This window comes from Blastocatellia bacterium, from assembly GCA_016713405.1.
In the GTDB taxonomy this organism is placed as follows: Bacteria; Acidobacteriota; Blastocatellia; order Chloracidobacteriales; family JADJPF01; genus JADJPF01.
In genome coordinates this window covers 155,466-176,957 of record JADJPF010000010.1, presented here as the reverse complement: position 1 = coordinate 176,957, position 21,492 = coordinate 155,466, and the positions used below count along the sequence as shown (strand labels likewise).

Sequence of the window (21,492 nt, the reverse complement as noted above, 5' to 3'; positions counted from 1 at the left end):
TTATTTTGACTACTTATTTTAACGTACTTGTTATAACCTTAAAATAAGCAAGTCCCCTTGTCTGATTTGCCTAAAACCGTTTCGCTTCGCTCGCTACATGTTCTGGACGGTCTTCCATTTTTGTCCATTTGTCATTGTCCATCCGTTATTTTACGCTATTTTACTTCTTATCCTCCACTATATTAGTTAAATCCTAATTTTCAACTATTGCTAATTCATTTCTTTTTCCCATTAGATAGATATTGATTTCTCACCCCTCCTCCTTAACTTTTACTAAAAAGCCATATAAATCCGAATCTTTAATATCATCAACAGAAAGTAGCTTTTGCTATAGTATTCAAGAAATATAAAAAGGAAATTAGGAGGCTAAAGGCAAAGAAAATTAAGACAATCATAAAAGCCAAATAAAAACTAAAATGGCAAAGGTTGATTAGAGAAATCAAACAAAGCTTCATCAACTTTAGATTGCAAAGAATCAAAGGAAGGAAAATGATGTAAATGAATGTGGGATTGCTTGAGATTTTTCCAAGTAAAGCTTTCGATAGGGTTAAAGTCAGAGAATAAGAGGGAAGTTGAAAACAGTTAAACAAGATTTGCTAAGTTGAAAAAGTCTTTGTTGCTTAGAAGTATGGTATTTAGCACCATCCTGAATAAGAACAATATGTTTAGAAGAGCGCCCTTATAACAGAAGTAAGAAAAGCTTGGTAGGTATCGTAGGAGAGTTAAAAACGAGAAGTAGTATATAGTGATCCCCAATGTCAAGGCACCAAAATCATCTATTTAAGATAGTAAGAAAATAAAAATTATCAACAAAATTTAAAATCATCATCATTTTCTTTTTCGCTTTAAAATCAATCATCATCAAAAAATCATCATCAAAAAATCAGGTAAAATAAACAGCAGAAGGAGTAAGGTAGTCAAGAGATTGATGAGGACGCTGAAAGTTATAAGAAGAAAAGTAACGAGAAATACCACTAACAGCTTGAGCAACAGTTTGGTAATCAAAAAGATAAACTTCCTCATATTTAAGACTACGCCAGAGCCTTTCAATAAAAATGTTGTCAAAAACCCTGCCCCGACCATCTTGGCTAATAGAAATATTATTTTCAATAAGTACGCTAGTAAATTCTTTAGAGGTAAATTGCGAGCCTTGATCGCTATTGAATATTTCTGGCTTTGCGATTCGTAATGCTCTTTCTAGCGTTGATATGCAGAAGCTCGTGTCCAACGTATTTGATACCTCCCAGGCCAATACATATCTGCTGTACCAATCCATTATTGCTACTAAATATATAAACCCTTTTTGTATTCTTATGTATGTTATATCTGTTGACCATACTTGATTTTTTCTTTCTATCTTTACTCCTCTTAGCAAATATGGATATTTGTTGCTTTCACTTCCTGTAACGCTCAACTTTGGCTTTGGATATAATGCTTCCAATCCCATTAATCTCATTAACCTTCTTACTCTTTTTCTATTTATCTTATATCCTGTTTTTTTCAACTCAACTGTAATTCTTCTTACTCCATAAGATGGTTGCTTAGTATATATTTCATCTATTTTCTTCATTATTGCTAAATTTTCTGTACTTTCTGTTACTGCTTTATAATAAAATGCTCCTCTGCTTATTCCTACTAGCTCACACTGTCTTTTTATATTTATTTTCAGGTGGTCTGTCTCTATAAGGCAGCGTTTTTCTTCAACTGATAAGTCCAGCTTTTTTTTTCACCCAGTCTAACTCGACTTGTAATTTACCTATTTGTTCATATAACTTGCTCTTGAGTTCTTCATCGCTCTGGACTTTGCCTTGTCTTTTGTCTGAAAACATTTCTGGCAATTGTTCCAATGCCTGTTTTTTCCAATTCATTATTTGGGTCGGATGTACTTTATAATCGCTTGCTATCTCATTTATTGTTCTTTGTCCTTTTATTGCTTCCAATGCTACTTTCGCCTTCCATTCGCCACTATAGCTTTTTCGGTCATTTTTCATTTTTTTCCTCCTTTAACCTTTTCTTTCCTCCTATCTTATTATGGTGCCTAATTTTTGGGGAGCATTATAGGAGGCACAGTAAAAGTTTCAACCAAATTCCAAAAACAAAGCCGCGCAAGAAATACGGCACGCAACAACCACTACCAACGCCAAGGGTGCCTACGCAGGAACTTAAACACAAAAAGAGATCAAATTACTAAAGTCACGGCGATGCCCCTTCTTTGTCTTTTTTTGTTCTAAAGTTACTTTTTGCTGCTATACGACCGTTTTTTGCCTTAAATTTTAGTTAATAATAAGTTTTACGAAAAATAAGTAGTCTTTTTGAAGACAAACAAAAGAAAATGATGTTATTATCGGCGATTTAGAGTTGTTTGATTTTTTAAGACATATCTAAACAAACTAAACTTTCCCAAGTCTAAAATTATTTAAAATTAAGGAGTATTAACTATTATGTGGCAACAAGTGCGCCAGTCAAAATTTACTAGAGTGTTTATTTTAAGTCTTTTATTTAGTTGGATATTATATTTACCCAAAGTACCAATATCTACTTCTAAAGTACAAGCTCAAACTAGCTTAGTTTCTGTTTTATTTGATAATACTAAGGCTGAAACTGCTGGTAACGCTGATTGGATAAGTGATACAGATCAACCTACCCCAAGTCCAAGCAATCCAACAACTGAGACTAGCTGGGTAGGAGCTATTTCAGCATGGGGAGTAGAATTAGTAAAAACAGGAAAATATACTGTTAGTACATTGCCTAGTAGTGGCCGTATTACTTATGGCGACACTAGCAATCCACAAGATCTTTCAAAATATAAGATTTTTGTTATTCCTGAGCCTAACATTGCCTTCACTGCTGCTGAGAAAACAGCTATCATAAACTTTGTTGATAATGGTGGAGGTCTTTTTATGATCGCTGATCACTTAAATTCTGACCGTAATAATCATGGTATTGATAGTCCTAGAATATTTAACGATTTAATGAATAATAATTCACGAGGTATTAATAATATTTTTGGTATTCAGTATGATCTTAATAATATATCAAATGAAAATCCTTCAACACTTAACATAACATCTTCTAGCGATCCTATTATTTTTGGGCCTTATGGTACAGTTTCCGGCACAATTTTACGTGCTGGAGCATCAATGACTATTAGTACATCAAGAAATCCTAACGTAAAAGGAGTTATTCTCCGTAATACTTTTTCAAGTACTGGCAATACTGGTGTAGCTTTTGCTCAAAGCCAATTTGGGCAAGGACGTATTGCTGCTCATGGTGATAGTTCAGCAATAGATGATGGAACAGGGCAACCAAGTAATAATTTATTTGATGGGTGGAATGATCCTGCTGGAACTAATAAACAATTATTCCTTAATGCTACTGAGTGGTTAGCTAAAACTAATATTCAACCTGATTTTAGCTTAACGGCCTCTCCAAGCTCCCAAACAGTTACTGCTGGTAGTTCTACAAGCTATACCATAAGTACTGCTGCTCAGGCAGGTTTCTCAGGGATGGTTACATTATCTGTTAGTGGATTACCTTCTGGTGTTACTAGTAGCTTTTCAAGTAATCCAATTGCTGTTGGCTCAAGTGCTACTTTAACCATAACAACTTCACAATCTAACACAGGAACAAGTACTTTAACTATTTCTGGTAATAGTAATGGGACAACAAAAACCGCAAATGCTTCTCTTACTGTTAATTCAACTGCAACACCAAATTACTCACTTTCTCTATCTCCTTCTAGTAAGAGCATAAGCCAAGGGAGTTCTAGCACTATTACTGTAACAACTAATTCAGTAGGAGGTTTTTCTTCACCAATTACACTTACGGCTTCAAGTTTACCAAGTGGTGTAACAGCAAGTTTTTCTCCTAATCCTGTTAGCCCTGGAAGTTCTAGCACATTGACACTTAATGCTTCAAGTACTGCAACAATAGGAACACTTACATTAAATATTAATGGTGTAGCAAGTCCATTAAGCCGTTCTACTCCTCTTTCATTAACTATTACTCCTGGTATAGTTGAAAGGTTAGTTAATGGTGGTTTTGAAGGAAGCTCATCACCTTGGGTTTTAAGTGGTGCATCATTCTATACAACTAATGGAGCATATCCTCATGGTGGTACAGGCTATGTTAATACTGGTAATACTAACAATAGTACAGGCACTGTATATCAACAATTTACTATCCCATCTACAGCAACAACAGCTAATTTAACATTTTGGCTTAATGTTAGTTCTACAGAAACAACAACTACTACTGCTTATGATTCATTTTATGTTGAAGTTTATAGTTCTTCAGGTAGTTTTCTAAAGAGACTAGCTACTTATAGCAACTTAAATAAAAGCGCTGATGGTGTCTATTCTCAAAAAAGTGGTTTTAGCCTACTAAGTTATAAAGGTCAAACCATCCAAATAAGGTTTAGAGGTGTTAATGGTTCAATATCTCCAACAATATTTCGTATTGATGATGTTTCTGTTAAATAATGGTTAAATATACTTTTTAGTTTATTAGTCTTTTAGCAAAATAGGGTTACTTGAATGTAACCCTATTTTTATTGTTAATACAGCGTTTTTACTTATAGGCCGCGCCAATTCTGAAATAGCTTTCTTTTAACTTGTCGTTAAACAATTTTTCCAATAATCTCATCAATACAATAAAACATTTCTGTTGGAGAATGTTTTATTAGGGTGTCAGTTCTAGTATATCCCCAGGATACAGCACCAAAAGCAACATTTTCAGCATTAGAAGCTTGTAAATCTCTAAGTTCATCCCCAATGTAAATGGCTTGGCTAGAATCAATCTTAGTTTTTCGTAAAATATTCTTCAATTTAGAACGTTTTCCAAACAAAGAAGTACCACATTGAGGATCAACCATAAAAGCCATATTATTAGGGTTTAAGATTTTGTAAACATTACTGTAAGAATTGCTAGTTATAAGACTTAGTATAATTCCTTTATTAGACAAAACTTGCAACATATTTTCTACACCAGAAAATAAGGGAATTTGGTCAATATTTTTAGCCATTTTCGTCTTAAAACTCTTTCCTACAAACGGCACTTTCCACAATGGTAAACCTAAATGATTTATAAGCTGCATTGCATCATAACCTCGTAAGGTTTCTATATCTTCCATATTTACTTTTTTGAAATTATATTCATTTGCTAAATCATTTATGGTATTTAGAAAAAAAGGAAATGAATCTGCTAAAGTACCATCAAAATCAAATATTACAAGTTTGTATTTCATTTCTTTATCTAAAATTTGTTCATTAATTTTTGTCTCTACCATGCAATTTTAATGGATGGCCGAACACCAGGTTCAGTGGTAAACAAAATCAATAAAGCAAGACCACCTGACCTTTTAATTCTCTTAAGACATCTGTTAGTTATGTAGATAAAAAGGTTTATTAACTATTATTATCTGACTAAAGTAATATTAATTCTACGCAATAATATTTTAAGAATTTAATGCCCGTTGTAACAAGTTAAAAAGGAAACTATTATAGTCTTCCTCTGTCAAAGGGATATCTAAAACTTTATCTAACAAATCTTTTAGCTTACCAACTAAAACTTCTTCATGAGTGGGATGTTCTTTGATATTAGGATAAGCACCTACACGGCATTGGCTTTTTTCTGCTACCCTCATCCATAATTTATGTATTAATAAGCTTCTATCGTCCATTTTTACATCTTTAGGATCTCTTTGTACTAATATAACTTCTCTATGTTTTATTATTGTTTCTGCTAGGGCATTTAATTCTGATAAACTTATTTTTAGTATTACTTTTTGTTGTTGCACTTAGATTTTCCTTTTTATAAACTACTATTTATCAATGGGATACAGAAAAATTTACTACCATTTATATTTTCTATAACTCATTTTAAGATAAATAGTAATACTTATATATTATTCTTGCTACTGCAAGATGCTAGCTTTAATTTAATCAATCATCATAAATAGCTAGATGTGCCAACAATAGCACAGGAATTGGATATTTTGATAGACCTGTACTAAAGTTATGTGATTTTACATAAAGCAATAATAACCAACTATTTTACTTTCAACTGTAGATACATTACAGTTGAAATCCTTAAACAAATAACAAGAAAAGAGAGCAATTAATTATAATTACCCTCATTAATTCTTGTGCAATTTTTTATATAGTGATTATTTCATTTACAAAAACTAAGCTTTTTGCTGTAAAGTTTTTAGCTAGAATTTAGTATTAATAAACTGTGCTTCCAAAAGGAAACATATATTTTAGAGGAATATTAATTCTTTGAGACCAGGAAGATTCACTATGTGATCCACCATTTGCAACATAGTAATAAAGATTATTACCTTGGATATATCCATCTACTAATAAGGCATCCCTCATAGATGTAGTATTTGGTAAGCCATCATTATTTGTACCTGCATCTATATAAAATTTAACAGCAGGCCGATTAGTAGAAATATCTACAGTACGAACTAATGCGCGATTATCCCACCAAAAAGAACTAGACATACATCCCGCTTTTGAAAAAACATCTGGGCGATTGTAAGCTATATAAAAAGAAACTAAACCTCCCAAAGAAGAACCCATAATAGCAGTATTTTCTTTAGAGGGTAAAGTTCTAAAATTTGTATCAACAAAGGGTTTAACTGTATTAATAAGAAAACTTGAATAGCTATCTGCACCGCCACCACCATATTCAGCATCACAGCATGGAGTATATTCAAAGATCCTATTTGCTCCTGTATTATAAATGCCTACCACTATTACTTCATCCATTGAGCCATTAGTAACTAAACTATTAATAGTTTCATCTACTTTCCATTCAACTCCACCAAATGAGGTTGTTGCATCAAAAATATTTTGTCCATCATGCATATATAAAACAGGATATCTTTTGGCGTAATTTTCTTTATAGCTAGGTGGTAGATAAATAAGTAATGTTCTATTATTTCCAAATTGTGGTGAGTAAAAATTAGTTATTTTTGAAAATGTCCCTTTAGTATTCTTAAATAAAGGATAAATATCTACTGTTGAACCTGCTGTAATCTTATAATTTGCTCCTATTGACCAAGTTAGATCATTAATCATAGGTTTTACTTCTACATTACCAACTGAATTAGGCCAAGAATAAACCCAAATATTAGAACTTGTCCAAGTTGCATTTACCCCTGTTGACCAAGAGAAGGGTGCTTTATTTCCTCTAATGGTAATATTGTTACCAAATCCAACATCATAATGAACTCTTAAGGTTGTTGCTTTAACTGCTACAAAAGAAGTTAATACTAATAAAAACGATACTACTAACTTAAAAACATATCTACTTATTAACACTTTTATCTCCATATCCTTATTTCTAAAAAATTATTTATTGCATTATTTATCATATACTAGAATTTCAACAATTGCTGTTGTAGGTATCCTAGTAGTTTTCCTCCACAAGTTTAGCTGTATTAAAGTAAAAATGCCCAAGAAATTTCTGAAGTATTTGGCTTTGTTCTTCCATTTTTTTACCACTATAAGCAAGACGAGATGATAAAATTGTGTTTTCATTTAATACAATTGCAATTTTTTCTACAGACTCGGCAATTTCTCGCACACCTATAGCTTGTTCAAATGTAGCTGCATTGATTTGTTCAGTTAAAGAATTTAGTTTAGAAAATATCTCTGCAATTGTATTCCAAATCTCAGTTTGTTTATTATTAGCTTCATCAACTACAATTGTAAATTTATGTACTTCTATAACAGATTTTTCAATACATTTAAGTTCTAATCTAGCACTATTACAAGACAATGTACTTTCATTAACTATCTGGCTACTTTTTTCTAGGTCTTTTACAGCTTTATTTACTTCTTTTTTGGTGTCCCTAATAAGATCTGTTATTTCTTGAGTGCTATTTCTACACTGATCAGATAATCTACGCACTTCTTCTGCAATAACTCCAAAACCAAGTCCGTATTCTCCTGCTCGTGCGGCTTCAATTGCTGCATTTAATGCAAGAAGATTAGTTTGGTCTGCAACATTGGCTATTACATCCACCATTTTACTAATGTTATTTGTTTTATTTTGAAGATTAAAAACAGTTTGTGTAAGATGAGAGAGGCTTTCATTTATCTTGTCTATACCTTTGATATTTTTGTCTATTGTTTCAACACTAGATAAAACATCTTTTTTTGATTGTGCCGATATGTTAAGCATCTCTTTGCAGGCTTGTGTAATATTGTTTATTGAAGAAACCATTGCTACATTACTTTTACTTATTTGATTAGCAAAAGATAGTTGTTCTTCTGTTTTTTTCGCAATATTTTGAGTATTAACGCTTATTTGACAAATTGCAGTGCTAGTTGTATCTACAGAAATAGAGATATCTCTATTAACTTTTGAGGAATGTTCTGAGGCTGAAGCAAGATCACTACTTTCTACAAAAACTTGATCCGCAGCTTTACTAATAGAAATAACAGCATTTTGTAAGTCTTTAACCATTTTTCTAAAACTCTTTCTAAAAGTATCTAATTCTGATCTTTCTTTTACTTTAACATTAAGATTACCTAATGCAATTTGTTCAGCAATTATTGCATTTTCTTTTAGTGACTCTACCATGTTTTTCATTGATAAAAGTAATTGTCCTATTTCACTACTGTTATTTGTTGTTTTAATATTTTGTGTTATATCTCCTAAAGCAACTTTTTGAGCAACCTCTACTGCTTGCAAAAGTGGTTTTGTGATGCTTTGCATAAATAAAACACCAAAAACACCAATAAAAAATACAATCCCAAGTAAAGTTACCGATGTAATCCATACAGCATATTTAAGTTGATTAGTTAGACTTTGTAAGCTTAATGTACTTCTTTGACCGGTTTTTACTGCAAGCTGTTTACCTGTACTTTCTAATCCATTAGCTGCCCATCTGTATTTATCCATTGCATCATTAGCTTGTTCAGCCGTTTGGTATTTTCCTTTGCGTAATTGATCAACAGTTTCATCAAAACCATATTCATAATTTGTTAATATTTGCTGCATTGATGTAACTATTTTTTTATCTTCTTCTGATGAAATATATTTATTTAGTTCAACAATTGTGCTTATTAAATCTTTATGAGTATTGTTCCATATAGTTAAATAGGGATCTTGTTTTTCTATAGATGAAACATTTATAAATATACCTTTTTCAAACCTTCGCATATTTGCATAATCACTACGTACTTGCATAGCATAGGTTGATATCTTAGCGTTTGTTTGTAAAAGTTCTACTTCTTTATACAGTTTATATAAGCACCAAAAACTTATTCCTCCAACACAGCAAAACAATATTAAAATCACGCTAAAAGCTAAAATTAATCGTTTAGCTATAGTCATTTTTTCAAACACAACACCCTCCAATACTGTTTCTATAATTTCAAATGGCATTACAGCATTGCATTTATAAATATCTTTTGATTTGATTTTGACCAACTGGCAAGATTTGCACAAAAAAACTTCATCTAAATTTAACAATATAAATCTTTAACAAACAAATTAGGTTTAAAAAATATCCTTTAATCAAACCTCTATTTATTTTTAATTAGATTAGTTACTTAATTAGACTACTATATTTTACTACTGTTATATATTACTAGTAACAAAATCTTATTGCAATACAAAGTAGGTTGTTAAATTAATAACTACTTTCCTTTTTAATTTTTTATCAAGAAATAATTTATTTTTTGTATTAAATCATAAAGGCTATTATGATGAGCTTTTGTGTAATGCTCTAAGGGGCAATGAATATCTACACAGTTTGGTAGCAAATGCTTTTAGAAAGATTGTCCAAACTTAATATGTAGCACGCCGCGACGTTGTTTTAGAACTCCACCATTAGGAGTAATAAAAGTTTGAGGATCAAGCAAATAACCATAATCAACACCTATTGGGCCTATTGGAGTATTAAACCTAAACCTACACCTACAGTATTAGCCATTCCCTTAAAATCAATATCACGAACGCGAGAAAACACATTTCCTAAATCATAAAAAGGTACTAATTGCAAACGGTCAGTTAAAGGATAACGAAGTTCTAAGTTAAATACTGCCAAGGCATTACCGCCTAAAGGTATTAATTGAGCAGGTGCATTTCCTACTTCAGAAATTGCTTGCGGGCCAGCAGTCTCAAATAAAAAACCCCTTAATGTAGTAGAACCTCCACTGCGAAAGCGTTCACTAAAAGGTAGTAATGTATCAGAATCAGTAATAACACCATCACCCCGGCGGGAACGAATTTGGAAAGGTGCTGCTAGTCCAATTCGAGAAGAAAACGCTAGAATAGAACTATTTAAGAATTTTATAGGTGAGTTTTCTAAAGTATTAAAATACTGGTAGCTAGTATTAATTTTGTTAAATGATTCATTTCCACCAAGTATGCGAGTAGCTAAAGAATAATCAATACTAAATAGATTTCCACGAGTTGGATTAATTGGATTATCTCGTGTGTCATAAGATGCGCCAGTTGTAAGAATTGCTAAACGAGTAATACGAGAAGTTTCTGTAAAGGCACTAAATTGAGCATCTTCTAAATTAATTAACTTAGCTAACTCAAAGTTATATCGAACTCGAAAAGATAGTTTATCTGTAAAACGTCGCTCAGATTGAACAAAGCTAGCAAAACGACTTAAGCCTATATTAGTATTTTCGCTTAATCCAGCTTGGTCAACATTGCTAATTTGTTGACTAGAGCCTCCTAAAGGTGAAACTCTGTTGTAGAGCATAGAAGCAGTTGTAGCCCAGCGGCTACCAAATGGGCGTAAATCAGTAAATTGCAGTTGGACGCGCTGTTCGCGTTTACTTAAACGTAGACGTATCGCGCTAGTAGTAACACGATTAAAAAAGTCTGTATTACTTAATTCTATTGAACCTCGTGGGCCATCATCAGTAGAAAAACCAAAACCATAAATTAAAAGTAGTGGTTTTGCTTCAGTTAATTTTAGTAAAACACGCCTTAAAGAAGGTTCAGAAGCTAGAGGCTCTAAAGTAATCTGAATTTCTCGGAAATTTCCAGTAGCGTAAAGGTCTTTTCTTAACTTTTGAAGCTTTTTATTAGTGATTAAATCACCTGGTTTTAAGTCAATAAATCTACGAATAGGCCCTTCATTAGCTCTTGGCGTACCTTGAATAATAACTTCTGCAACTTCGGCTGGCTCACCTTCATTAACTTGATAAATTAAGCGAATATCATTATTAGGTAATTGCTCTAATTCAACTTCAATTGTTGTGTCTAAGTAGCCACGTTGGGCATAGTAGTCTTGAAGTTCTCTAGCTACCTCACGTGGACGATTTGGGGTAAAAGGCTCTCCTACTTTTAAAGAAATAGCTTGGGCTAAATCTCCTTTTTCAAAAGCATTTGTTCCTTGTAAAAGAATTTCGCCAATACGGTTTAATGCCCCTTCTTCAGCAGTAAAATTAATATCTATTCCTTGTCCATCTGATTCTATTTTGTAGTCATAGGAAACTTTTGCTTGACGATAGCCTAAATCAATTAATTGCTGGCGAATAAATTCGCTGTCTTGGCGTAATCGTTCATTACTAGTTACACCATAAGCAAAACCACCTATTAGCGGTAAACTCTTAAAAATAGGCACTTTACCAAAAAAGTTTTTTTCCTTAGTTTGTAGTTGACCAATAACAGAACCTGTATCAATTAAATTTGTACCAGATAAAGTAATTTTGCGGATTTCATAACGTTCACCAGGCAATATTTCATATTTAACCTTAAGTCCTGGCCCTTGGCAATCTACTGGATCACAGCTAGTGTTAACTTTAGCGAAAAAGTAGCCTTGTTCTTGTAAATAGTTAGTTAAATTTTCTTGACCTGCTTTTGCTAAAGGGATGCTAAATGGTTGACGTTGAATGGGTAAAAGATCACGTAAAGTATCATTACCTATTTTTATTCCTTCAGGTTTATCAACTATTACTTCTGCGGTTGCTATTAGCAAAGGCTTAAAGCTAATTATTCCTAAGTTAGTAGTTTTTTCTACTTGTCCTTTTCCACCAAAGCTAAAACGTTCACGCCCACGAATTTCAAAAGCTAAATCACTGTCACTAGTGTTTCCTCTAGTAGAATTACCTCCTTGAGTAAAAGAAAATAGCGAAGAAAACCTATTTGATAAGTTATATTCTAAAATTATGGCTTGGTCATTGCTGCTAGCAAGACTTGTTGAATAAGTAAAAGAAAGTTTAGGAATAATTTGTCGTCCTAAAGTTAGACGTGCTGAAGGATTTTCATTAGCTCTAATAATTGGGTCTATTTGAAATTGGTTTAACCCCAATAATTGCTCTGCTTTACGTCCAAAAGGCTTAGAAATAAATTCTTGTGCTAGTAAATTTGCACCAGTATTAAGCCCTGTAGTAGCTAAGTCTTGTTGTTCTCCACCCGTTGCATCTGGTCGGCCTGTAGTAATTAAAGTTAAGATTTCTGTTCGGGTTAATACTGGTTCAGATTCTAACTCTAAATCTATTTGGTCAATTGGGCCACTAAAACGAATAAAAACACGATAAGTATTAACTTCACCTTCCGCTAATAAATTTACATTTGGAAGTAAAACCCCACCTGGTAAATCTAAAATTCCTTCAGTTATATCATATCTTTCTTTACGAAAAATTACTGATCCACCTTCTAAATTAATTCTTCCTATTAAATTAGGGTTATCTATTTTTCCAGTTAAACTTAAAGTAGCTGAAGCAACTGTATTTATTTGAGGATTTTGCACAACAATAGAGCTATCTGCATCAACATTAATATCTAAGCGAGGTGAAAATAGACTTTTTGTTCCTATTCCTTCATCAGCACTATTAATTTTGGTGTTAAAAGTATTAGTATCAAAAGGTTTTAGGTAGGAAGCTTCTAAAACTTTTATGTTTCCTTTTATTAATTGGTCTGTTGGTGTACCGCTAAGGGCTAAATCTCCACCAACAGTTAAGGAAGCTCCTTGATAAATTAAATTTACATTGTTAATAACAAGGTCTGCTTGAAATTTATTTGGTTGAAAAGCTGTTAAATCAACTCGTCCTTTTGCGTTAACTTGTCCATCATTAGCTTTAATAGAAAAGTTATCTAACAGTATTCGCTCGCTGCCAAAAACAATTAGTCCATTACCATTAGTAAATTGAATAGGTAAATCATCCTGTGATAAACCTATTTTATTTAGCATCATTTGTCCAACAAGCTGAGGTTTCTCTGGTGTACCTGTTAATTTAGCATCTAAAAGAATTGATCCATTTAATAAAGTATTAGGGACTAAACTATTGAAATCTTTTAAGTTAATAATTCCTTTTGCAGTAAAGTCTAAATTATTTTTATCCATCAAAGCTAGTTGTCCTGCAATGTTAAAATCTGAATCCCCGCTAAAAATTCTAAGACGGTCTAAACATAGCTTTCCTGCTTCAAAATCAATATTTGTTGGTGTTTCAATATTAAGCGTTTGCTCAGCAAGCTTAAAACTAGCATTGCTAAGATTTAATCCACCCTCAAAATTAACTAAATTAAATTCCCCTTTATCATTAAGTATTTTACCCTTAAAATTTAATTTACCTGTTATGCTGCTATGAATTGCATCATTTTTTGCAGCTTGAGGTTGAATTGCTGCTAAAAGCAAAGCAACATCTAATTTGTTTAACTCGCTCTCTATTTCTAATGGATAGCCTTCTTTATTAAGTGTAAGTAAAGCAAAGATTTTTTGAGGTTGGCTAGCAATTAAATAAGATGTGATTTCAGAACGAATATGACCTTGATTATCAGACCAAGCTTGTATAGAAAGACGACCTAATTGAGTATCTATAGTTTTTAAGTTATCAGACTCAGCTTGTAAGTCTAATTGTAGTTGGCTTGAATCTTTAGGATTACCATTTAATGAAACTATAGCATTAACTTTTCCTTGTAAAGGGTTCTCAATATTTAATTTAGATAAGTCTAGTTGTGCAGTTTGGCTTACTAATTGAAAGTCATTAGTTTGTAAATTTACAGAGCCTTGAGTATTAATTATGCCTGCTGGAAGTTTTAAGGATAAGTTATTAATTTTAGCAATTTGGTTAGCTAGACTTATTTGAATATCAACTGATTCTGTTGGTTGAGTGGCTAAACGGCTATTTTTTAAGTTTAACTCAGCAATACCTAAAGGTTTTTCAGCTAGTTGGCTAAGTTCAACTCTGCCATTAATTTGACCTGCAAATAGTTCTTGGGTTGTATTAGGTTGATAGAATTGTACATAGAAATTTGTAAAGTCTGCTTTTATTTGTCCGCTGTTTTTGTCATTAACTTTTTGTTGAAAATCAAGCTGCATAAAGCCCCCTGACTATCAAAAAAGTTTATAAATAACAAAACTAACTTCATCAGGATTTAATTTTAGTTTACCGCTCAAATCCTTAAATTTATTTTCCTGAAATCCTAATTGTCCAACTTCAATATCAGACTCAACAGTCAATTTATCTAATTGTCCATTAATTTGACCTATAGCTTGTAAATCACCTGTTAAATTTGGTTTAAGGTCTAAAAGATTTTGGTCAAGGAGTTTTAAGTTTTTAGCTAAAACAAGTAATTCTTCGCTATTTTTTGTATCAATTTTATATTCAGCTTTTAGTAAATTATTTTGTGGTGAAAATTCTGCTTGAGCAGTTAAATTGATTTCTCCAAGTTTTGCTATTAAAGGTTTAATAGTTAAATTCCCTTGGTTAGCTAAAACTTGTAAATTTGCAGTTAAAGGTAATTGATTTAGATCTTTAGAAGCTTGACCTTCAGCAATAGCTTTAAGCTCACCTGTTACTTTTAAGAAATTTGTTCCGGGCCAACTTAAATTTGCATCACCAGAAATTAGCCCATTAACAGGAAGTGATTGACCTTCTTTGCCTAATTTAACTAGTTCAAAACTATCAATTTGACGGAATTTTGTTTGTAAGTTTGATTTATTATTATTAGTTAAAGCTAGTTCTAGCTCTAAGTCTGCCTCTCCACCTAATAAGTTAGTTTTTAGGCTTGATAGTGTAGCTTTATTATTATCAATACCAAGTTTTCCAGTAGTTTGACCTATTTCCAACTTTTCAGCTTGACCATTAGCTAAAAATAAATCTGAGGTTATTTGATATTTATCATTTTGGACAGTTGCAACAGTGTCATTTAGTCTAATACCACTAAGCCTTGCTTTATCAATATTTAAGTTACTTACATTTGTTTGTTTAACCTTAGTTGTAATTTGGTCTTGAACAATATTTAGGTCTACTTGTGTTAATTTAATATCTTTTAATTGACCTTTAGGAATTGCTAATGTACCTACTAATAATTGAGGAAGATTAAGAGAAATATTACTAGGTAAAAGCTTGACACTTACACTTGGGACTATTACAGAATTAGCTATAAGAGGATTAGAAATAACGATTTGTGTTTTAATTTGACCTGTTTTTAGCTCAAGTTCTGGTGCTGTAACAAGTTCTATATTATCTATTGTTACTCCTGTAAGCTTAGTTTTTGGCACAAGAATTTCGCTAGCTGTAAGTTGGCCTGTTAAGCGGCTAACATCAATGTTTCCAGCAAGTTGACCATCAAATTTAGTTAATCCTGGAAGTTCAAGATTTGGTATTTTTAGAGATTTAGTTTCTAAAGCTATATTTATTTGATGTTGTAATTTTTTCCAGTCATCTAATTGACCATTTAATTTTAAGCTACCTAGATTAGTAATAATTTCACTTGGAGCAAGTCTTAAGCCTTTTTCGTCTACTTCAGCCTTAAGATTAATAGATTCAATAGTAGCATTGTAATCTTGATAAACAGCACTTCCACCTTTTATTGATAAGTCTAAGTCAGTTTGAGTAAGTCCTTTTAATCTAGAGATTAAGTCTAAAGATTTTAGTTCAACGGATAAACTATTAGTTGGATCTTTTAAGCTAATATTACTATTAGTTATAGTGGCTATTAGTTTTGAATAATCAAGTTCAATAGCACTTGGTTCATTGCTGCTTGGAGGTGTTTTTAAGTCGCTAAAATTAGAACTACCATCGCTTTTAAGCTCTATAAATAAATTTACTCCTGATAAATCAACTGTTTCTAGCACTACTTTACGATTTAATTTCAATGCGTAAGGGTCAAGAACTTTAGCAACTAGATTAACTTGTTCAACTTCAACAAGTAACTGTTCTGTTTTCCCATTAAATAGCTTGATTTTTTTTAGATTTGCTTGACCTTCTCTTAAACTAAAACCAAAACCCTCAATTTCTGCCCGTAGTCCATAAAGCGGCGCATTAGCTTGAATTTGAGCAATAACAAAACGGTTAAAATTGTCGCTACGAACATATAAACCAATTCCAACGGCTAATAAAGCTATAATTATCAATAAAAAGCTAGAAATAATGGCTAGCTTTTTACGCCAACTTTGCTGGAAGAATAACCTAATTAACTTAACCATTGCTATAAGTTCACTATTTAGAATTACTAACAGATTTTGATTAGATTTTTTGCAATTATGTAACAAAGCCTTTAGTGATACAACCTTTAGCCGTCATTTACTTAGAAAATTTTAAGCCAGAAAACATATGCTGTATTAAAAACTTGAATTATGGTAATATTCTTTAGTCTATAACTTATTGAAAATAAATACCTAACAGTATAATTTATAAACATGACACAAATAGAAGAAAAAGAAAGACTAGACCAAGTACCCGAAATTTGATTTAATTTTGAATTCTTTCCACAAATAGCAAAAAATAGATTGGGAACTGTATACAAATTGTGATCAAAAAAGCGGTGTTAAGCGACCACACAACTTTGTACCAATAGTTTGAATAAAAGGTTGCAACATTTGTTTGATGGGAAAATTTTATTTTCAAACATTCCATAAATGCTTTAGCTTCTATATGTTGCGAGTTTAGAAAGTCTTCTTTTGTGCCAAAAACTACTAGTTTACCATCTACCATTAGCCCAATTTTATCAGCAAGCTTAAAAGCTTCTTGAATGTCATGAGGTAACTAAAATAGCAGTTTTATTTAAGTTTTGTTGCCAGTTTGCAAATTCATTTTGTAGTTGATTTTTAATAATAGGGTCTAAAGCCCCAAAAGGTTCATCTAGTAAAATAATTGGTGGGTCAAGTGCTAAAGCTCTAGCCACTCCAACACGCTGACGTTGGCCGCCAGAAAGCTGATGAGGATAGCGATTAGCAAATTCTTGGTAAGATAAACCTATTAACTTCATTAATTCTTGGACACGGTTTTTAATGTCGGCTTTTGACCAAGCAGTTAATTCTGGAAGCAAAGCAATATTTTTCTCTACTGTGTAATGTGGAAAAAGTCCTCCTTCTTGAATAACATAGCCAATTTGACGACGAAGTTTTGTTATATCCCAATCATTAATGTTTTTTCCTAAAATAAAAATTTCGCCACAACTAGCCCTTCTTAATTGATTAATTAATTTAAGTGTAGTTGTTTTACCTGAACCACTTTGTCCTAATAAAACTAATGTTTCTCCAACAACTACTTTTAAGCTTAAGTCCTTGACTAACCATTGATTAGCATTAATACAATAACCAACATCAACTAATTCTATTGCTATAGATTTATCCATATTTGTTTTAATTTACTAGAGAAAGAACCTAAAAAGGTTTGAGAAATTTGTAAGAATCTTTTATTCTTTTTGCTTTCTGCCTACTCAATACTTAGCAATCTGGAGCAAAAAATTATATGGCAAAAGATGATAAAAGCAAATCTCGTGGCTTATTTTGGTTAGGAATAGGCTTGCTGGCTGGTGTTGGTTTAGGTGGTGCTTATGCATGGCGTAAAACTTCTGAACGCTATAAACCTAAAACAACAGGAGGTTTTAAGCTAGCTGGGTTAAATTCTTTAGTAGAAGTTTGGCGTGATATCAGGGTGTACCGCATATCTACGCACAAAATGAGCATGATTTATTTTATGCACAAGGTTTTGTTCAAGCTCAAGACCGTTTTTGGCAAATGGAACTGCACCGACGGATTGGACTAGGACAAACAGCCGCGATTTTTGGCCGCAAAACGCTAGAAATTGACCGCTTTATTCATCGCGTTGGCATTAATCGTGCTGCTAGTGTTGACCTTACAGCATTAGACAAAGAATCTGCAAGTTTATTAGAAGCTTACAGTGCTGGAGTTAATGCTTTTCTTCAAGAAAATAAATTGCCTATTGAATTTTCTTTTTTGCGTCATAAGCCAGAAGCTTGGCGACCTCTTGACACCTTGGCTTGGATTAAAACTTTTGCTTGGTCACTTTCTTCTAACTATGACTTAGAACTTACTCGCGCCAAGATATTAAAACGTTTAGGTTCTAGGTTAGCTAGCAAGCTGGAACCTATTTACCCTAAAGGACATCCTCTTGTTACTCCACCTGGTGCAGATTATCAAGGTATAGCAGAAAAAATAGTTAATAGTTACGCAGAAAACTTGCTAATGCCAATGTTAAGCGAGGGTGGCGGGTCTAATAATTGGGTAATTAGTGGTAGTCGGACTGTTAGCGGTAAACCACTACTAGCAAATGATCCTCACTTACCTTTGCAAATGCCTGGTTTATGGTATGAAATGCACCTAGATTGCCCAACGCTTAAAGCAATTGGGGCAACTTTACCCGGTGCGCCAACTATTGCAATTGGACATAATGACCATATTGCTTGGGGTGCAACCGCGGCAATGACTGATTTACAAGATTTATTTGTAGAAAAATTCTTGCCCGACCAACCAAATCATTATTTACGGTCACGTCTTTGGCGAGAGGCCGAAACGGTCAAAATAGACATTGCAATTAAAGATGAACTTAACCACCAAGAAGAAATTTTAGTTACTCAACACGGCCCGGTAATTTCAGATTTGCCTATACATAGCTCTAAAAAAGAAGAATTTAACTATAAACTTTCGCTTAAGTGGACAGGTTATCAACCTAGTAATTTGTTAGGTAGTTTTTTGGCTCTTAATCGTGCAAAAAATTGGGATGAGTTCCGTGCTTCTTTCCAAAATTGGACAGCACCAGGATTTAATATGGTTTATGCAGACACTCAAGGAAATATTGGCTATCAATTAATTGCTTGTCCTCCAATTAGAAAGAATCCTAGTGCAGGAACGCTTCCAATACCAGGTTGGGAAAGTGCAAATGATTGGCAAGGCATAGTTGATTATCAAGAAATGCCTTCAATGTATAACCCTCCTGAAGGTTTAATAATTACAGCTAATAATAAAATTGTAGGTGATGACTACCCTTATCACTTAAGTAGTGATTTTGTTTCTGGTTATCGTGCAGAACGTATTAGAGAACTGCTAGAAAATAATCACCAAGTAACAATTGAAGACTGCCGACAAATACAAGGCGATTTTACTACTATTGCTGGTAGAAAATTTGCTGAGTTACTTTTAGAACATATTGAAAAAGAAGATCTTAGTCCAATAGCAGCAAAAGCAATCCTTGAATTTGATGGATGGCACGGAGAAGCCTCAACAGAAAGTACAGCACAAAGCCTTTATCAAACTACCCTTCATAATTTGCTAGAAAGGGTTTTAGGAGGATTACTAGCTGAAGATTTACGTGCTTATTTAGGTTATGCAGAATCAGGAAGTTTATCAAAACTTAGCTCTTTTGTAGGTCGATTTCTTCCTATTTTATTAAAAATGATTGAAGAAGATGACCAGACTTTATTAGTTGAACTGGCTAAACCTCAAAAATGGTCAGAACTTTTACAAGCAAGTTTTGAAGAAGCAGTAGCACAACTAGCCAAACGCTTTGGTAATAATCCTAAAACTTGGGCATGGAAAAAGCTGCATATAGTTAGATTTGAGCATCCTTTTGGAACAGCAAACCGCGCACTTCGTCCACTTTTTAATCAGGGCCTTATGCAATTGGGGGTGATGTAGAAACTCCAGCACAATGGCTTTTCCTCCTTTAGCTAATGCTCAAGGAGGGTTTGAAGTAACTGGTTGGGCGGTGTCCTATCGTCAAATTGTTGACCTTGGAGATTTAGATAATTCTTGGATGTGTCACACTACTGGACAATCTGGCTCACCTTTTAGCCCACATTATGATGATATGATAAAAATGTGGCTAAAAACTGAACTTCATCCAATGTTATTTGATAAAGAAAAAGTTTTAGAGTTTTCTAAAGCTAAACTATTATTATTACCAACTGAAAATAACCAAACAAAATTAGCAAACAAATCTGGTGTTTAATTTAGGAGCAAAAATTTATGGAATGGGTAAAGGCTGAAGAAGCCGTTTCTGTTATTAAATCCTTTAATCGTGTTTTTATTCATGGAGCAGTAGCAACACCACAAATATTAGTAAGTGCAATGGTGGCAAGAGCAAATGAACTGCGAGGGGTTGAAATTGTCCATTTGCACACAGAAGGAGACGCTGCTTATATAAAACATAAAGAAAGTTTTCACACTAACGCGCTTTTTGTAGGTGGAAATGTTCGTGCAGCAGTAGCAACTGGTGAAGCTGATTATATTCCTGTTTTTCTTAGCGAGGTTCCAGGGCTATTTCGTAAAAAAATACTTCCTTTAGATGCTGCCCTAGTCCAGGTTTCCCCACCAGACCGCCACGGTTATTGTTCGCTTGGTGTTTCAGTTGATGTTGCTCGCGCCGCAGTTCAAACAGCTACAACAGTAATTGCCCAAGTTAATTCCAATATGCCGCGAACGCATGGCGATGGATTAATTCATATTAGCCAACTTCGCTATGCTATAGCAGTTGAAGAAGAAATCCCAGAACTAGAACAACATCATTTAACAGAAACAGAACTAACTATTGGCAAAAATTGTGCAGAACTTATTGAAGACGGCGCGACCTTGCAAACAGGAATTGGAGCAATTCCAGATGCCGTCTTGTCAGCACTTATCAATCATAAAGATATTGGTATTCACACAGAAATGTTTTCTGATGGTGTAATTAATCTAATTGAACGTGGTGTTATTACAGGTTCACGTAAACGTGTGCATCCAGGAAAAATTGTTAGTGGTTTTGTAATGGGAACTCGCCGTCTCTATGACTTTATTGATGATAATCCTCTAGTTTCTATGCTAGATATTGAATATGTCAATGATACTGCTGTAATTCGTCGTAATCCTAAAGTTACAGCAATTAATAGTGCAATTGAGGTTGATATTACGGGCCAGGTTTGTGCTGATTCTATTGGAACAAGGCTTTATTCTGGTGTTGGTGGACAAATGGACTTTATCCGAGGTGCTTCACTTTCTGAAGGTGGTAAACCAATTATCGCGCTACCATCAACAACACAAAAGGGAGAATCTAGAATTGTTCCTTTCTTAAAAGAAGGTGCTGGAGTAGTTACAACTAGAGCGCATATGCACTATGTAGTGACTGAATATGGAGTCGCTTATCTTTATGGAAAAAACTTACGTGAACGCGCTAGGGCTTTAATTAATGTTGCTCATCCAAATCACCGAGAAGAGCTAGAAAAACAAGCACTTGCTCGTTTTAAGACATTACCTAAATAAAAACTTTCTCCCTTAAGTAAAAA

12 protein-coding genes and 1 pseudogene are annotated in these 21,492 nt (G+C 33.2%); 5 read left to right on the top strand and 8 right to left on the bottom strand.

Going from position 1 to position 21,492, the window contains the following annotated elements; translation table 11 throughout:
- Positions 1-883: 883 nt before the first annotated feature.
- A protein-coding gene (locus IPK14_14660; protein ID MBK7994570.1) for an IS3 family transposase occupies positions 884-1,991 on the bottom strand; the annotation gives its coding sequence in 2 pieces (ribosomal slippage) (positions 884-1,715 and positions 1,714-1,991; 1,110 coding nt in all).
- A gap of 450 nt (positions 1,992-2,441) precedes the next feature.
- Here IPK14_14660 and IPK14_14655 point away from each other — a divergent pair.
- On the top strand, positions 2,442-4,481 hold the full coding sequence (locus IPK14_14655; protein MBK7994569.1) for a hypothetical protein: 2,040 nt from the start codon (positions 2,442-2,444) through the stop codon (positions 4,479-4,481).
- A 137-nt stretch (positions 4,482-4,618) separates the two neighbouring features.
- Here the strand turns inward: IPK14_14655 and IPK14_14650 are convergent, their stop codons facing one another.
- From IPK14_14650 to IPK14_14620, 7 genes and pseudogenes are all read right to left on the bottom strand, one after another.
- Positions 4,619-5,287: an HAD hydrolase-like protein gene (locus tag IPK14_14650; protein ID MBK7994568.1), complete on the bottom strand. Its 669-nt coding sequence runs from the start codon at positions 5,285-5,287 to the stop codon at positions 4,619-4,621.
- A gap of 168 nt (positions 5,288-5,455) precedes the next feature.
- Positions 5,456-5,797: a hypothetical protein gene (locus IPK14_14645; protein ID MBK7994567.1), complete on the bottom strand. Its 342-nt coding sequence runs from the start codon at positions 5,795-5,797 to the stop codon at positions 5,456-5,458.
- Positions 5,798-6,224: 427 nt separating this feature from the next.
- Complete coding sequence (locus tag IPK14_14640; GenBank protein MBK7994566.1) at positions 6,225-7,340, bottom strand: alpha/beta hydrolase; 1,116 nt, start codon at positions 7,338-7,340, stop codon at positions 6,225-6,227.
- Between the two features lie 76 nt (positions 7,341-7,416).
- The gene (locus tag IPK14_14635) at positions 7,417-9,363 is read right to left on the bottom strand and encodes an MCP four helix bundle domain-containing protein (GenBank protein ID MBK7994565.1); all 1,947 of its coding nucleotides are present in this window, start codon (positions 9,361-9,363) and stop codon (positions 7,417-7,419) included.
- Between the two features lie 544 nt (positions 9,364-9,907).
- The gene (locus tag IPK14_14630; GenBank protein ID MBK7994564.1) at positions 9,908-14,302 is read right to left on the bottom strand and encodes a translocation/assembly module TamB domain-containing protein; all 4,395 of its coding nucleotides are present in this window, start codon (positions 14,300-14,302) and stop codon (positions 9,908-9,910) included.
- 15 nt (positions 14,303-14,317) lie between these two features.
- Positions 14,318-16,414, bottom strand: coding sequence for a hypothetical protein (locus IPK14_14625; protein MBK7994563.1), 2,097 nt, complete (start codon positions 16,412-16,414; stop codon positions 14,318-14,320).
- A 265-nt stretch (positions 16,415-16,679) separates the two neighbouring features.
- Positions 16,680-17,565: pseudogene (locus IPK14_14620) on the bottom strand (ATP-binding cassette domain-containing protein).
- A 116-nt stretch (positions 17,566-17,681) separates the two neighbouring features.
- On the opposite strand from IPK14_14620, the gene IPK14_14615 reads away from it, so the two are divergent.
- From IPK14_14615 to IPK14_14600, 4 genes are read left to right on the top strand one after another with little or no spacing between them, the layout of a single operon-like run.
- Entirely contained in the window at positions 17,682-17,978 is a 297-nt protein-coding gene (locus IPK14_14615; GenBank protein ID MBK7994562.1) for a hypothetical protein, read from the top strand.
- Positions 17,879-19,867 (top strand): penicillin acylase family protein, encoded by a 1,989-nt coding sequence (locus tag IPK14_14610; GenBank protein MBK7994561.1) that lies wholly within the window; start codon positions 17,879-17,881, stop codon positions 19,865-19,867. Before IPK14_14615 ends, IPK14_14610 begins: the two co-directional genes overlap by 100 nt.
- Before the next feature lie 13 nt (positions 19,868-19,880).
- Complete coding sequence (locus IPK14_14605) at positions 19,881-20,180, top strand: penicillin acylase family protein (GenBank protein MBK7994560.1); 300 nt, start codon at positions 19,881-19,883, stop codon at positions 20,178-20,180.
- 17 nt (positions 20,181-20,197) lie between these two features.
- The gene (locus tag IPK14_14600) at positions 20,198-21,469 is read left to right on the top strand and encodes an acetyl-CoA hydrolase/transferase family protein (GenBank protein ID MBK7994559.1); all 1,272 of its coding nucleotides are present in this window, start codon (positions 20,198-20,200) and stop codon (positions 21,467-21,469) included.
- Positions 21,470-21,492 lie beyond the last annotated feature (23 nt).